The organism is Shewanella sp. 10N.286.52.E4 (assembly GCF_041468785.1).
In the GTDB taxonomy this organism is placed as follows: Bacteria; Pseudomonadota; Gammaproteobacteria; order Enterobacterales; family Shewanellaceae; genus Shewanella; species Shewanella electrodiphila.
In genome coordinates this window covers 186,422-201,531 of sequence record NZ_JBFRJJ010000004.1, presented here as the reverse complement: position 1 = coordinate 201,531, position 15,110 = coordinate 186,422, and the positions used below count along the sequence as shown (strand labels likewise).

The following is a 15,110-nucleotide window of genomic DNA, read 5'->3' as shown; positions in this document are numbered from 1 at the left end:
TTTTCCTCTATGAAGCTTAAGTTGTGTGCTTAATAAGTTGATTAACGAAGCCAAAGATACTGTTCACTGTGAACAGTGATGTGTCATTTAGCAACTCTTGTTTGAATTTCTCAGGTGTTGTGATGTCATATTCCATTTCGGGGTTAAGCAAATTAGTGTTGTGCTGATTAATCAATAAACTGCCATCATGTGCAAATTCGATAGTTACATTTTTGAGTTTACGGCTAAGTTGCTCACAAGCAATCACGACAACAGGTTCAAGAAATTTTGCCGCGTCAAACTGAGAATCTGCTTGCACGCGAAAGGACTTTTCAAACTCTCTAGAAGCTGGCATAAAGCTTTGTTGCCATTGTTTGGATAATCTTGATTCACTTAACACTAAATGAGTGGTCTTATTGATTGGGGGAAATATTACACCTTGACGATAGTAATGGTCATAGACAGTTCTGGTGCGAGTGCGCGTACCGCCTTTACCATCTGATTCAGTATAGGTCTCAGTTCTTCTGTCGACATAATGATGATAAACCACACTGGCGCGGATTAGTCCAATATCTGAGTGAAAGTCAATTTCTTTGCCCCACTCAACATCTTGCGAGTGATTTCCTCGGTTAAAGTCGACAAATTTATTTTCTGCATTATTGAGAAAAGCAGCGTCGCAACTACGCATATTATACAGATGCTTAAGGGTTTCATCTCTTATGAGTGTGGAGACTTTTTTAAGTTTCGTACGGCGTGAAAAGTATATTGCTATCGCTGATATTAGACCGACAATGCAAATAATAAAAATGCCAAAATCAAGTTCAGAATAGCGATAATAGCTTCCCTGTTGCTCAAGATAAAACCAATAAACAACGGCTGATAAAAGGGCGATTAACCCTGCGATTAGTATGTTGCTATTCTTATAAGATAATTGATTTGGATAAGCGATAGCACTATCTAGTGCCTCTTTGACGACATCAATAGATTGAGAATGAATCACTTGGGATTTAAGCTGCTTCAAAAAAGCGCTTAATGCCTTATTGTTCGCGGGTTTCTCACTAGACTCGTTGTTAACATCTGCGACAGGCTCTGATGACATTGTACGTCCTTGTTTAAATTGACAGGGTTATATTACAAGGCAATTTTATAGTGTAAAGTGCTGTTTTATATAAATTTGATAAATGAGTCAATAAATTGAAACAGATTGATACTGATATCTAGTGATGTCGTTAATTATTTTTAAAAGGGAGCTTTATGGCTAAGTTACACCGTTTTGATCATATCCATATTTACGTTGAAGATAAAGCAAAAGCGTTAACTTGGTATCAAGAGGTAATGGGCTTTGAACCTGTAGCACCTTTATCTTTTTGGGCGGTAGATAATGGCCCTTTAGTCATTGCCCATGATGATTTACATCTGGCGCTATTTGAATCAAGTGCTGCTAAACGCACTACCGTCGCCTTTGGTGTCGATGCCAATAATTTCAGCCTTTGGCAACAAAAGTTAAGCGATAACGAGGTTCAATTTAATGTAAGCGATCATCAAATTACCTGGTCGATTTACTTTAGCGATCCCGATGGAAATCCTTATGAGATTACCAGCTTTGATTATGATGATATTGCTAAGGCTAACTGATAATGACACCAGCGATTAATCTAGCGAAAAAGAACCAGGTACTCCATCAAGTGCTGTCATATCACCACGACCCAGCTGTGGCATCATATGGAAATGAAGCACTTGACAAGTTAAGGCTGCCAGCAGAGAAAGTATTTAAAACCCTTGTTGTTCAGCTAGACACCAAAGAGTTAGTCGTGGCTGTTGTACCGGTACTTGGAATGCTTAACTTGAAGTTTCTTGCTAAAACCTTAGGGGTTAAAAAAGTGCTGATGGCTGACAAAGTACTTGTTGAGAAAACCACGGGTTATGTATTAGGTGGAGTCAGTCCATTAGCGCAAAAGAAACGCCTCAGGACAGTGATTGATCAATCTGCTGAACACCAAGCACAAATCTTTGTGAGTGCAGGAAAAAGAGGACTAGAAATCGGCTTATCTGCGCAAGACTTATTAGTGTTAACCCAGGGGTTTTTTGCGTCGATTGCTGAGGTAAGGTAAGCGCTTGCCCGTTAATGAATAACGCATTAGCTATTAACGATTGTGTTTAAGCGTTCATGTTTAATTCTTATTGAGTATCATAAGCGAAATTAATCACTATCAGATTATTGTCCCATATGTTATTAAGTCTATAAGTGAACTTTGTTTAACATCTTGCTGGTTAGTTTGATTAATGAGTTGATTAAGCTGAACTAAGCCATTGTCATTACAGTATGCATTCCTCAGGAAATAAATATGAATTTAGATAAGTCTAAAAAAAGAATCGCCAAGAAAGTCAAAGCTGGCTTTAAAGGCTACCCACTGATCAATATTATCTATCAGGGAAAAACAGCTGATATTGCCGAAGAGGTTGTGGTTGAGTTTATATTTGAGGAAGGTGCTGAAGCGCAGCAGGAAAAATTTAAAAGCACTGCTGATGCAAGGCAAGATGAAGTGATTCAAACGGCCCTGATTAAAATTATTGATAGAGCTGATGCGAGCACAGTAACTGAGTCAGATGGCGTGATAGTGGTTAATTGATTGCTAGTTAGTATATGTATCAGCTTTAGACATCAAAAAAGGCTTATCGCAAGATAAGCCTTTTTGTTTAATCTATACATCAGTTTGACTTTCAAACACAGATTTCTGCACGAGTACGATTACTACAACGTATTAAAACGCTACTTTGAAGAGACAATTAAGAAGCCAATTTTTAAGAAGCCAATTCTTAAGAAGCCAATTTTTAAGAGGCAATGTAATGAGTGCGTCTTCTACGACGTCTCATACGACCTTCTTTTTCTTCTTCAGTTTCCTCTGCTGTTCCATCATTTGCTGAATCCGCAGATTGGTCAGTTTTAGCTGTCGTTTTTTCTTCTGTACTCGCCGCCAGTTGATCTACATCATCCGGCGTTTCGGACTTTTTTTCATTTCTCTTAGTGTCCCCCTTGAAGACAGACTTAATGATACTTGTTACACCGCCAGTAGTTCCGGCTGTATCATCAGCTTTGTCTTCAGAGATATCTTCAGAAAATTCAATTTTATCAATTTTCGGTTTAGGCTTTTTAGGGGCGACTGCCACAGGGTCAAGGCTTTTAGTCGCATTAACCGTTTTAGCAGCTGTTAACTCTGCAACTGCGTTGTCTTCTTCAGCAGATTTAAGCATGCTTTCTGCAAGTGCTTTTTGGATCTGGTTGCTGATTTCAGACACGTTGTCTGGTGATATGCTGCCATTGTCTGCTTTAGCAGGCGAAGGAGCAGTCACTGGTGCAACCGTTGGTGCACTTATAGTGTTAATGTTCTCAGCGTTTTGTTTTGCAACGCGTTGATTGAAGTCAGTAGAGACTTCATTCACTTCAGTTTTGGCAATCGATAGCGCTGAAATCAACTCATCAAATGAACCTTTGAAAGTGTTGTATTTACTTTCAAAAGGATCAATGTTTGATTTAACTTCATCAGTTAAATTGATGGTTAATTTTTTGTATGTATTGATTTCTTGTTCGAATTCAACCAGAACACCTTTGGTAGACAGTACGCTTTCTTCCATGCTAGCGACTTTTACTTGTAGTGCCTTTTCTTTGGCTGCAAATTCTTCAATCAATGCTTGAGGAATCAATGCTGGTGGAACCATTGCAGGCACAATGTGGGCAAATTCTTTAATGCAACTTACCGGCTTCCACTGTGTAAAAGAAGGATGCCAACCGTAACAGTCACCATCTTTCAATAAGAATTCTTTTGCTTCAACTTCGTTTAACGGCCCTGTTACTTGACCATTTTTGGAAAAATACCATTTTTTCATAGTCGTATTCTTTTTATTTAGTTAACAACAATTGTCATATGCTACTCAGATTATTAAGTATTTAAGTCGGGTAAAACTTAACTTAACCTACACCTGAAAGTGTTTTCTGAAGGGCAGCATATTGTTCATTAACGCTACGAAGCGTCGCTTCTACTTTTTCGTTCAATTCTTTGGTCGTGACTTTGTAACGGCTCGAATCTCGTCCAATATCTGACATTGAAGAATTAATCGTTTTTAGTGTGTTATCAATTCGACCTAAAGCAGAATTGAGTTCACGTTCTTTTGCAGTAAAACGTTCAATCAACTGCTGTGGGATCTCCGCAGGAGGCGGTGGCGGAGACACAATGATGTCAAATTCTTCTACATGACTCACTGGTACCCATTGTGCGTAAGACGGGTGCCAAGCATAGACATCAGGATTTGATGCAATAAATTTATTGGAATCAGCTAAGCCCAAAGGTCCACTGATTTCACCATTATTTGAGAAATACCACTCTTTCATAGTCCACTCTTATCCTTAATAGTGTAGTAAGCTAATGTTTTTATGAATACAATCAACAGCTTTTGGTGATTTCAAAAATACAACGAAGGAAAACGTCAGCTCGCAGGGTTATTGTTTATAAAACCGCATATCATACGAACTGGTTACATTAACTTATATTGGTTAACATATCTACTTAGAAATAGTTAATTTTGCAAGTTTTTGCACTCAGATAGGGCAGCCATTTTTTTGACTATTTAAATGGCTGTTTGAAACGGTTGTTTTATTCGAAGTTGGCGTTTACTTCGAATGTCATTGGCTGATTGGAGTGTGGGTGGTTAAGTGATAAAAACTGGGCGTGTAAATGTAAGCGCTTTTCTGTTTTACCATACAAATCATCACCTAAAATTGGCATATGTAATCCGTTATGATGCGCACAATGAACTCTTAATTGATGGGTTCGCCCTGTTTTTGGATAAAGGTGTACCAAACTAGTATCGTTTTCGATAGCGACTTTCTGCCAAAATGTTTCAGCATGCTTACCGTGTTCATAGCATACCAGCTGCTTTGGCCTATCATCTAAGTCCACCCTAAGAGGTAAGCTGATAGTGCCACTTTCTTCTGTTAACACACCGTCAATTTTTGCAATATAACGTTTAGTCACCGTTCGGTTAATAAACTGCTGAACTAAATGTTTATTCGCTTCTTTAGACAGTGCGATAACCATTAATCCTGAAGTCGACATATCGAGGCGATGCACGATCAAAGGCCCAGTCGCTTGTGGAAACCTTTGTTTCATTCGGCTAAAAACAGAGTCGCTGATGTTTTTTCCTGGCACTGATAAAAACTCTGCTGGTTTATTGACGACGGCGATGTAGTCATCTTGATAAACAATTGGCAGCTCAACCCCTTCGGCTGGATTCGTCAGTAAGGGGTTTTCATCTACGTTCATACCATCAAGCATATGACTCAATATAGGACGGCACTTACCGTGACATGAAGGGTAATAGTTTTGGTGTTGTTTGATCTCTGATTTTGGCGATATTCCCCACCAAAATTCAGCCATTACAATAGGAGTTAATTGGTGCTTAAATGCATACTGGAGTAACTTAGGGGCCGCGCATTCACCCGCAGCAGCAGGCGGTTGATGATTCGGTGCGTCTTGGAAAATATCACTTAAGTCGCGACACTCACCTTTGATATTTAAGAATTGATATTGAGCAAATAATTTTTGCTGCAGTGCATTTGACACTTGTTTGCGTTGCAGCTTCAATGCATCAATTTGATTGGTTAATTCATTGAGTCGTTGTTGAGCTTGAGCAATGTTAGTATCGGATTCATGTTTTAATGCATTTAGCTGATGCTTATCGTTAACGCTTTGCCTACTCATCTCAATGGATAATACGGTTTGCTCAGAATCAGTTAGGCCAATTAAGTTGTTACGTTTTGCTTTACGCGCTTTTCGGTTCTCAATCATCAACTCGCGATGTTGAGCTATTTGTTGTTCGGCTGCTAATTTTACGCTGGTATAAGTTTGCTCAAACTCGGTTAATTGAGGATTTGATTCTAGCGCTTTTAGTTTATGGCTTATTTGGTTTATTTCTTCATACTCACGCTTAAAGAAGCTATCACTACTTAGCATGTCGAACACTGGCGGAACAAAATGGGGCAAGATATTTTGATCGGCAATTTTCCCTGAAAAACCAGCTAAAAAACCTATTTTTCCTTGGTTGTTTTTAACGACCAATACACCAAACATTTTACCAACAGGCTTTAGTTTTGTCTTTTGTCGCTGTTGAGGCAAATCTGTTTTATCTTCAAGACCAAAGTTATGTACCCAGTCTGTTTGCTGAGTAAGGTGGCGCTGTAATTGCTCAGCAGCCATGACAGCAAGAGGGTGAGGCTGATAATAAAACGGGAAAGTAAATTTGTCTGGTAAAGGAATATCAGCAATCGATTCATTGAACTGATTAAAAAGGGGATCGAATTGTGACATGAAGGAAAGCCTTAACCGTTTTACTGTTGATTAGCTAATCTAAGTAGCAAGAGTAGGGATATAACATTATGGATAAAGCCATTGTTAATCATTAAAACGAACACTGATGGCTTTGTAAGCCTTTTAACCGCTCGATTATGGCAAATTATCTTGTTAATTATTACGCTGCATAAGTTTACCTTGATTGATGTCAAAAGGCATTAGTCGCGGCTTAAGAAAAGATCTTTCAAGCGCAGGTTTGTTATGGCGTTAGTGCTGTTAACTAGTGCTGTTAACTAGAATAGATGTTGGATTAAAGAAACGTTAGCTAGAGACGTTAGCTAGACACCCTAGCAAGAGACGTTAAGCTAAAGAGAAGCTAGAATAAAGCCATGGGATCACGACTTTATTCTATTGATATAAATCAGGTGTTATTTAGGGCGGTAAAGTACACAAATTTTGTTACCTGCAGGATCGCGTAAGTAACCTAGAAATAGTGGCCCCATTGGTGATTCTCGATAACCTGGCAATTCTTCACAGGTGACGCCACCATTAGCAAGCCCTGCAGCATGCCATGCAAGTGCTTGTTCTTCATTTGCAGCTGAGAAACCAACTGTGGTGCCATTACCATGGCTTGAGCTTTCACCATTGATAGGCTTAGTTAACGCAAAGACACCTGTTTCAGTGACATAAAAGCAACGCCCTTTCGGATCAATGGTACCTGGTGCGTGACCTAATGCTGCTAAAGTGGCATCGTAAAACGCCTTTGATGTGTCGATGTCGTTGGCGCCAATCATAATGTGACTGAACATAGTTAACTCTCCGTGTGTTTTATCAATTTGGATTTTAGAAAATCCAGAGGGGTTATTTATTTTTTATACATTGTTTATATTACTGTATTTGTTGTAAACGCTGTCTTAGTGCTGTTCTGCGTGTTGCTCAAGCAGTGAAATAGTATGACTGAGGAGTTGTTTATCTCCCATTTTTCCATGGCCAGGAAGCACTCTGTCGGTGTCTGTAAATTGTGTTTGTAATTGCTTAATTGAGAATGGCCAAGCGTCTAAGTCAGCTTCACCGTAATACCCTAAACTTTTACTGCCAAGGCTTTTGACTAAGCAGCCACCATAAAGCAATTTGGATTGAGGAAACCAGACTACCAAGTTATCAACCGTGTGACCCGCACCGACAAAATAGACTTCGGCTTTAGACTCTACAAAGTCGAATTGACCTGCTTTAAAGCTATTTGTGGTGGTAGGTTTGCCTGCTTGTTTAAGGAGTTTATTCGTATGTTCAGATGCATAGGTTGTCACGCCGATTCGGTTTAAGTAATCCACCCCCGCAGTGCGATCTTCATGTGAGTGCGTTGATACGCTGGCCGCTAAAGTGAAGCCTTGATTTTCAATCCAACTGACTAGTTTGATCGTATCAGCCTCACTCCATGGGGTATCTATTAAATAGGCTTTGTTATCATCAATTAAAACGAGTCCGTTAGAACCGACAAATCCGTATTGCTGGGTTTGCATAAAGGATTCGTGGACAAACAATGTGTCTGATAAAGGGCTAATGCTTAACTCGCCTTTAACTTGCAAGGAAGGCTTTTCTGTTTCTTTATCTGCCTTTGGGGTTGCTTTGGCTGACATTGACAACAATGTCGTGGCTAAACAAGCGCTGAAGCAAAGTGAAATAAGTAACCAGTTAATAGATTTGCGAGTGGTTCGGTTGAACATAAAAATACTCAAATGATGAAAGGTCGTGTTTAATACTGCCATAATTTACCCAGATTAGAATATCTTGTCGGTATTAAACCTTGTTAATTTGCCATTAGACTTAACTCAAAAGCTGCACTTGTCAGTTGCATTCGGTCACCTGTTCATTGATGTTTTAAAAACAGCTTTTGAACGTTAACTTTTGCTTTTATGCGTGAGGCTAGTAAGTATATTCCGGCTAATTTCCGATGAACAAAAATCGCATCAGTAGGTGGCGTATGCCATTCATCTGGCTTGGTACTCATTGATTTAGCGGCATCAGTGACGCGTTTTGCAAGGTTACTGGTTTCAAAGTCATACTCTCCGTCGCATCGCAATGGTTCACAGGCTTGGTGGAAAATATCAACGATCAGTTGTTGCTGCTCTATGGTGATATTTTTTTGAAAGAAACCGATGTCTGAGGCCGCTTGTGTCATTAACGTTTTGTCACTGGTCATCGCCCCTTGCATGAGTTTTCGGTAACCTGCAGACAGGTCATCTGATATTGAACGAGTGGCACCAAAGTCCAGTAATACAATCTTGTCACTTTGGCTTTGGTACATAAAATTGGCAAAGTTAGGATCTGTTTGTACTAGCTTGAACTCGAATAGCTCGTCTAGAAATAGTGCCAATAATTGGGTGGCGACATTGTCCCTAATGCTTTGCTCAAGCTTAGCGACATTTTCAATGGCTTCACCTTCGATAAACTCCATGACTAAAATACTGTCCGTGCTTAATGACTGGTAGATTTTTGGTACAATAAATTGTTCATTACCCGCAACCCATTGCTGGTATTGCGTTAAAAGGCGAGCTTCGTATTCATAGTCGGCTTCATGATGCAGTTGAGCTTTTGCTTCTGCGAGTAATTTATCAAATTGCACATGGTCTGGGATAAGTTGGGCCACTTTTAGTAAGGTAGCAACGTTATCAATATCGCTATCAATACTGTCTTTAATGCCAGGATACTGGATTTTAACCGCTAGCTTTTCCCCTGAATCTAAATAAGCAAGATGCACTTGGCCAATTGATGCTGCGGCAAAAGGGCGCAGTTCAAATTGGGCAAATGGCGATAACCAATCATTTCCCCATTGTTGTTTGAGTATTTCGACCAATTGTTTATGAGGCATGGCTTTAGCATCATCACGCAGCCTTGCCATGATTTCACTTAATTCTGCGGGTAATAAGTCCCCAGTGTCCATTGAAATCATTTGGCCGACTTTCATCGCCGCGCCGCGAAGTTGGGCGAGCTTTTCTGCTACTTGAGAAATATTCTTAGGCGTAAGAACCAGTTCTTGAAGTTTAGGTGATTGGCCTTTACTGAGCTGCTTTGCCCCTTCCAGCAATACATTTCCAGCTAAACGGGAGGCAAGACCACCCATTTTACTCAGTCTGGAAAAACGACTACTTGGAACTTTGGCTACTTCTTTACTCATAGTGACAACTCATTTTGAAGGAAAGAGAGGTACTGCTGAAGACTCATTCTTCATTCATCTGCTTCAATAATACGGCTTATTAAGAATACGTGGTGAACTGGATTTAGATCAACCTGATAGTGAGTGAGATACTTTCGGCAAATTGAATACGCAATAAAAAAGGACAACGAAGTTAGCTTCGTTGTCCTTAAAGTTTGTCTCAGTAATTAGCTGATTTCCGAAGTTAGCATTTGATCGCTAGAATTCAGTCTCTAGAATTCAGTCTCTAGAACTCAATAGTATCTTGCCAGCCTAAAAGTACACCTTGCATGCCATGTTTTTGCTCATATCGTTCAAGTTTTTCAGGGCTTGCATCATCAAGAGCTAACTCGCGATATTTCTTGGCAAACTTGAGGGTACGCAATAACTCTTTATAGAAATGCTTACCTAAGTCTTCGCGTATGGTTTGTGCTAAAGCGTCGGGTAAATGACTTAGCGCACGCTCAGTATGGAGCGTAATCGTATCAACACTGAACCATTTTTCATCTAATTCAATTTTGCGTAAACGCTTTTTCATGTCTTCACGCACTCTGGCGTCATCAAACATAATGCGGTACAAAACGGCTTCAGCTAATACGCTTTCTAAGCCCAAGCTAAATAAAGGATCAAGCTCCACTTTAGCGTAAAAGGTTTCTAATAAAACCTTAGTGGCTTCTTGGTTTTGATGATCTTTCAGCGCTGTTTGATAATCTTGCCAGCCTAACCATTCTTCAGTATCGGGTGGAGTAGAGATTTTCTCTAACAAGAGCTGATTGATACCACCGTAAAGCGAATTATCACTTCCGTGCATGTGTTTACTGACAGTTGTCAGCATGCTCCAGCCTTTTTGAAAACACTTAAGCACGCCATCGGGCGTTTGCAGTAAAGCGACTGAAGCGACAGGTTCTTCACCTGTTAGCGCAATAAGTCCTATACTTACGACACCAATGACATCGTGAGCGGCATGCTCAAGCAAATGCATTTTGTGTTTGTTATAAAACTTATCTGCCAGTTTCAAACTCATTAAAATCGCTTTGGATTTTATTTGAGTCACATGTTCATCGGTTAAGCGTTCTTCTGCACGTCCATATTCAAGTACACGACTAAAATAGGGACCTTGGTTATTATCACGTAATGCTAATTGCATTAAGTCGATTCCTTAATCAAGAAAAGTAAACATGTCATCGACTTCAGCGTATTCATCAGCCACTTCGTTTTTCTCTTTCGCTTGTAGAACAAGCTCATTAACGAATTTACCGATGATTTGCTCCCAGCCAGAACTTTCATTACGTAGCAAGTTCTTAATTGATGAAGCCACACTAGGTGCAAGTTGTTTAATAAGAGCGAATAAGCTGCGTGGGTCGTCCATCGCTAAGCTGTGAGCTTCTTCATCTGCCTGCCAGTTACTGTAGCCTACAGTTTCGCCATCATCTTCATCATCGAAACTCTCGTAAATCGAATTACCATCTTGCTCGCCAGATGGTGCAAGGATTAGCTCAATAAACGGAATTGACAAGTAGAATAATCCAGCTGGATCTTCAGCAATACATTCTAGAATAGCGGTTTGCTTTTCTTCTGTTCCCTGAATACGAATGAGGTAAGTCAGAAACTCAAATGTATGGTGCATGAGCTCATCGGCATTGGTTTTAATTTGCTCTTCCCAATACAGTGGCTGCTGACAAACGATGTCACGGATTTGTTCTGGCGACATCAACTCAGACATGATTGATGGACATGAAATATCATGGTGACTGTTAATTTGCGTTAAGGTCACAATATCCATGTGCTCAATAACATCAACCAGTTGATCATCCGACATGGTATTAGCAATAATTTCAAAGCGCTTACTGGCTTGTTGCGGCTCGACATCGGCAAGATCTTTAATCTCTGCTGCTGTGAGTTCAATAAGGTTGTTCATTATCGCTCCTCGTCATCATATTGATCGTAATAGCCTTCTTCATCGCTGTCGTCATAATCACCATCATCATTGTATGGATCATAACCGTCGTCAGATGAATCTGAGTCTGAAGCACTACTGAATGATTTACTCGGCGCTACCACATTATCTTGGGTGTTAAGTAAGTACACCACGGCGCAGCTCTCAATCAGTAATTCTTCACTATACTTGCGTACTGCCAGCACTAAAGGCACATCATCATTATTAAATTGAATCGTTACTTTAAACTCATCCCACGACGGCATCGTCGCAGTATCAATCCATGTTGCCCACTTGGTTTTGGCAGCATCTGAAAAGCGAACTCGATTGAATAGCGCCACAGGTAAGTATTCTGGCACAGCGGCAAGCATCGAAGGATCCGCTAATAAGATCGCTTTCATTGAGTCAGTAAATTTGGCTAATGCTTCAGGGCTATCGGGATCGTTATACGACTCGATATTGTCATAGGCATTATTTTTTAACTCATTAATACGTGAGATATTAAGTGGTTTGCTCATGGGTTTCTCAAGAATAAAATTGGTCCCACAGCTCGGTCATTGCCGCTGTAGGATTGGTCACGATGACATTATTAAAATCTTTAATAAAGGCAGTTCTTAATTTTTTATCAGACAAAACATCATAGGCATTTTTGACCCGATGCAACTGCTGCGCTGCAAGATGTTTTTCTTCTTCTGAAGCATTAATCAGTTTATCGGGGTGTAACTTATTTGATAAACGTTTATAGGCTTTTTTTATTTCGTCTTCTTTGGCACTGGCTTTAACACCGAGGACTGTGAAGTGGTTAATCATATTTTTACCTATGGCATATGAACTTGGATAGACTGATGCTAATCCATTAAATTATGATTATTTGGTTGTATACCCATGATACTTCAAGATGCAAAGTCAGCAAGGCAAATAGTGCCAAGATGCTAGGCATAAAATTGAAGTATAGTTATTCTACATAGATATTTTATAACAACGCAGATTGGTGCTATTTGCCTTGCCCTACGGGGCGCAAGCTCGAAAACCATTGCTACGTTGTAAGCTTTGAAAAGTGAATAACAATTACCTCAGCTTACGCCTTGCATTGTTATCCGAGCTTGTGCCTGACAAAGCATTTTGAGGTAACATGGGTATAAATAATAACAGAAATACAATCATTTCCATAAAACTATCAACTAGTTTAGCTTATTACAAAATTCAGATGTTCAAATTGAATAAAAATAATACAAAATTAATAATCTGAATGTCCACTTTGGCTGACAGTTGCTTTGAATTATTCTCATTTTTAGGCTTTTGAAAATAAAAAAGAGCACCTCATGGTGCTCTTTTATATTGTATCTTAGCGACCGCTACGGGCTATTTCGACTAGCTATTCCTAACAAATAAATCTGCTATCGATTGCTATTAAGGATTGCTATTAACAATTGCTATTAACGATTGTTAGCAAACAAATATAGTAAGTTTAACTATCCGTGTTGTCTTTTTCGATTATGGCTAAAATCACTGGCACTATTTGATTAATAGCACCAACACAAAGACTTAATATTGCGACATATTCCCAACCCATGTTTAGCTCCTTTTTGTTCCAACTTAACGGCTGTCACGTTGTTTTTTCAGATGCAGCCAGTGTAGAAAAGAAGGTAAATCTAAATAAGTGAGAACTGTCATGGGTTCAGATGACAAAAGTCATATATTGGCGTTTTTATATTTATTAACGGCTATTTAATCAGCTTTAGCAGTGATTTAAATCGCTCGCCACTTGCTTGATGCTGTAGCTCAAATAAGCATGACTCAGTATTGGTTGTTCGTGCGCCTAATTGCGTCATCATTTGAATACCCAGTTGTTTGTTTTCAACAGTGCGTGAAGATACCGCATCGGCGACAAGATGGACGTTATAGCGATTAGAGAGTAAATCTTGGCAGGTTTGGTAAACACAAACGTGGGTTTCAATACCGGCAAGAATAATATCTGTGCGATTAAGCCTGGCTAACTGTTGCTGAAACTCTGGACTTTGCCAAGCGCTGAAATATGACTTTGGAATAACTTGAGTCGTTTTACTCAGTAGTGCAGCTAACTCCTCTGTGGTGCCGCCCAATTTATCGGGCAATTGCTCAACCCATAAAATTGGCATATCAAACAGCTGCGCTCCTTGAATAAGAATGCCCAGTTGTTTGTGGAGTTCGGGAGATTGTTGCATGACTTGGGCAAGTTTACCCTGAACATCAATGATCACTAATACCGATTTATCTGTGGTTAACATGGCCATTCCTTACTACTGGAGAATTAGGTGTATGAGTCATATTGAGTAAACGATACTTTTGCACTAATGACTATTGTCGAAAAGTCGAACAAGCTTAATCAGCTGATAAAAGGTAAGTGAGTTATCCTGTAAATCTAATACTGTGATGCTGTCATGGCTATGGCTATGACTGCGTTGCTATTGATATAGATACAGATATCGATATAGAGATAGAGCTGCAACTGGGCCTTCAAGGAAGAGTAATGAACAAGCGAATTATTATATGTGCCGATGGTACTTGGAACCGACCTGAAGAAGACATTAACCAAGATCAAGCGACCAATGTGCTGCGTCTAGCGAGAGCCATTAGCCCCGTCGCTGCCGATGGCACTCCCCAACAGGTATTTTATGACTGGGGAGTAGGCTCTTATTACGACGGTATCATTGGTGGCGCAACCGGAAGAGGTCTGCATAAAAATATTGTCGATGGCTACCGATATATTGTGCAAAATTATCAAGCGGGTGACGCCATTTACTTATTTGGCTTCAGCCGAGGCTCGTATACCATGCGCTGCTTGTGTGGACTGATTAATAACTGCGGCATCGTAAAACGCCCTGATGCCAAGCTCATTCAACAAGCTTTTGACCACTATAAAACCCAAGCTTCAGCATATGCACCAGATGGCGCGAAGTCATTGGCATTTAGGCAGCAACATTCGCATCCTTCGCGAGATATTGAGTTTGTTGGTGTATGGGACACGGTGGGCGCAATGGGCATCCCCAGCTCTTTTTTAGGCTTGTTTGAAGATAAAGATGAGTTTTATGACACGAAAATTGGCAGCAATGTCAAAGTGGCTCGCCATGCACTAGCGATTGATGAGCATCGACAAGATTTCGAGCCGACAATTTGGCAACCCAAAAATACCATGGATATGAAACAAGTTTGGTTTGCGGGGGCCCACAGTAATATTGGTGGCAGCTACCAAGCTGACAAGAATGGGCAGATGTTATCGGATAATGCTTTGTTATGGATGTTGTCTGAAGCTCAAGCGAAGAGTTTAAGTATTGAGTCACATTTAATTAATCAGGTTTCACCAACCCCTTTAGCTAAATTGCATAACTCGCGACGTAGCTTTTATCGTGTTAAACGTAAATTGCATCGAGATATGGCCCCAATGGGTCTGCCAATGTTGATCCATCAATCGGTAAAAGATCGTTGGGATAATGACCCCAAATACCGACCTAAGAATCTTCAAGACTTAATAAAGCAATATGGCTGGCCCAGTGAACTCGTGTTATAACGCATTCAATAGTCTTAATAAATTGCTAGAATAGCGTTTTAGCGCTGGTTTATTAAAACTGGATTCATTTTTACGTTATTGGTTACATTAACCTTGACTTCACTTATCAAA

Annotated in this window: 16 protein-coding genes; 4 read left to right on the top strand and 12 right to left on the bottom strand. The window is 39.9% G+C overall.

Translation table 11 applies throughout. The features are described from left to right. Positions 1 to 16: 16 nt before the first annotated feature. Positions 17 to 1,078 carry a hypothetical protein gene (locus AB4153_RS02300; RefSeq protein ID WP_371996213.1) on the bottom strand — a complete coding sequence of 354 codons (1,062 nt, stop codon included), beginning with the start codon at positions 1,076 to 1,078 and terminating at the stop codon, positions 17 to 19. Between the two features lie 155 nt (positions 1,079 to 1,233). On the opposite strand from AB4153_RS02300, the gene AB4153_RS02295 reads away from it, so the two are divergent. The 3 genes from AB4153_RS02295 to AB4153_RS02285 all read left to right on the top strand — a co-directional run bounded on the left by AB4153_RS02295 (position 1,234) and on the right by AB4153_RS02285 (position 2,609). Further along, complete coding sequence (locus AB4153_RS02295) at positions 1,234 to 1,614, top strand: VOC family protein (protein ID WP_371996212.1); 381 nt, start codon at positions 1,234 to 1,236, stop codon at positions 1,612 to 1,614. 2 nt (positions 1,615 to 1,616) lie between these two features. Further along, a complete protein-coding gene (gene ybaK / locus AB4153_RS02290; protein WP_371996211.1) occupies positions 1,617 to 2,090 on the top strand; it encodes a Cys-tRNA(Pro) deacylase in 474 nt (157 codons plus the stop codon). 234 nt (positions 2,091 to 2,324) lie between these two features. After that, the gene (locus AB4153_RS02285) at positions 2,325 to 2,609 is read left to right on the top strand and encodes a hypothetical protein (RefSeq protein WP_102526129.1); all 285 of its coding nucleotides are present in this window, start codon (positions 2,325 to 2,327) and stop codon (positions 2,607 to 2,609) included. Between the two features lie 202 nt (positions 2,610 to 2,811). On the opposite strand, the gene AB4153_RS02280 is transcribed toward AB4153_RS02285, so the two are convergent. The 11 genes from AB4153_RS02280 to AB4153_RS02230 form a co-directional block, all read right to left on the bottom strand. Then, entirely contained in the window at positions 2,812 to 3,864 is a 1,053-nt protein-coding gene (locus AB4153_RS02280; protein WP_371996210.1) for a DUF4339 domain-containing protein, read from the bottom strand. An 82-nt stretch (positions 3,865 to 3,946) separates the two neighbouring features. Further along, positions 3,947 to 4,366, bottom strand: a complete 420-nt coding sequence (locus tag AB4153_RS02275) for a GYF domain-containing protein (protein ID WP_102526131.1) — start codon at positions 4,364 to 4,366, stop codon at positions 3,947 to 3,949. Between the two features lie 262 nt (positions 4,367 to 4,628). Beyond that, positions 4,629 to 6,341 (bottom strand): pseudouridine synthase, encoded by a 1,713-nt coding sequence (locus tag AB4153_RS02270; protein ID WP_371996209.1) that lies wholly within the window; start codon positions 6,339 to 6,341, stop codon positions 4,629 to 4,631. Between the two features lie 410 nt (positions 6,342 to 6,751). Beyond that, on the bottom strand, positions 6,752 to 7,132 hold the full coding sequence (locus AB4153_RS02265; protein WP_371996208.1) for a VOC family protein: 381 nt from the start codon (positions 7,130 to 7,132) through the stop codon (positions 6,752 to 6,754). 105 nt (positions 7,133 to 7,237) lie between these two features. Beyond that, positions 7,238 to 8,089, bottom strand: a complete 852-nt coding sequence (gene bla, locus AB4153_RS02260) for a subclass B1 metallo-beta-lactamase (RefSeq protein WP_303513226.1) — start codon at positions 8,087 to 8,089, stop codon at positions 7,238 to 7,240. Between the two features lie 101 nt (positions 8,090 to 8,190). After that, positions 8,191 to 9,498, bottom strand: a complete 1,308-nt coding sequence (locus AB4153_RS02255; RefSeq protein ID WP_371996207.1) for an ABC1 kinase family protein — start codon at positions 9,496 to 9,498, stop codon at positions 8,191 to 8,193. A 265-nt stretch (positions 9,499 to 9,763) separates the two neighbouring features. After that, a complete protein-coding gene (locus tag AB4153_RS02250) occupies positions 9,764 to 10,663 on the bottom strand; it encodes a hypothetical protein (protein WP_102526136.1) in 900 nt (299 codons plus the stop codon). Positions 10,664 to 10,675: 12 nt separating this feature from the next. Next, entirely contained in the window at positions 10,676 to 11,434 is a 759-nt protein-coding gene (locus AB4153_RS02245; RefSeq protein WP_102526137.1) for a hypothetical protein, read from the bottom strand. Then, positions 11,434 to 11,970, bottom strand: coding sequence for a hypothetical protein (locus AB4153_RS02240; protein WP_102526138.1), 537 nt, complete (start codon positions 11,968 to 11,970; stop codon positions 11,434 to 11,436). Before AB4153_RS02240 ends, AB4153_RS02245 begins: the two co-directional genes overlap by 1 nt. A 7-nt stretch (positions 11,971 to 11,977) precedes the next feature. Further along, entirely contained in the window at positions 11,978 to 12,262 is a 285-nt protein-coding gene (locus AB4153_RS02235; RefSeq protein WP_102526139.1) for a J domain-containing protein, read from the bottom strand. Positions 12,263 to 13,176: 914 nt separating this feature from the next. Beyond that, positions 13,177 to 13,719 (bottom strand): hydrolase, encoded by a 543-nt coding sequence (locus AB4153_RS02230; RefSeq protein WP_102526140.1) that lies wholly within the window; start codon positions 13,717 to 13,719, stop codon positions 13,177 to 13,179. A 242-nt stretch (positions 13,720 to 13,961) separates the two neighbouring features. Here AB4153_RS02230 and AB4153_RS02225 point away from each other — a divergent pair, with 242 nt between their 5' ends. After that, on the top strand, positions 13,962 to 14,999 hold the full coding sequence (locus AB4153_RS02225; RefSeq protein ID WP_371996206.1) for a DUF2235 domain-containing protein: 1,038 nt from the start codon (positions 13,962 to 13,964) through the stop codon (positions 14,997 to 14,999). Positions 15,000 to 15,110 lie beyond the last annotated feature (111 nt).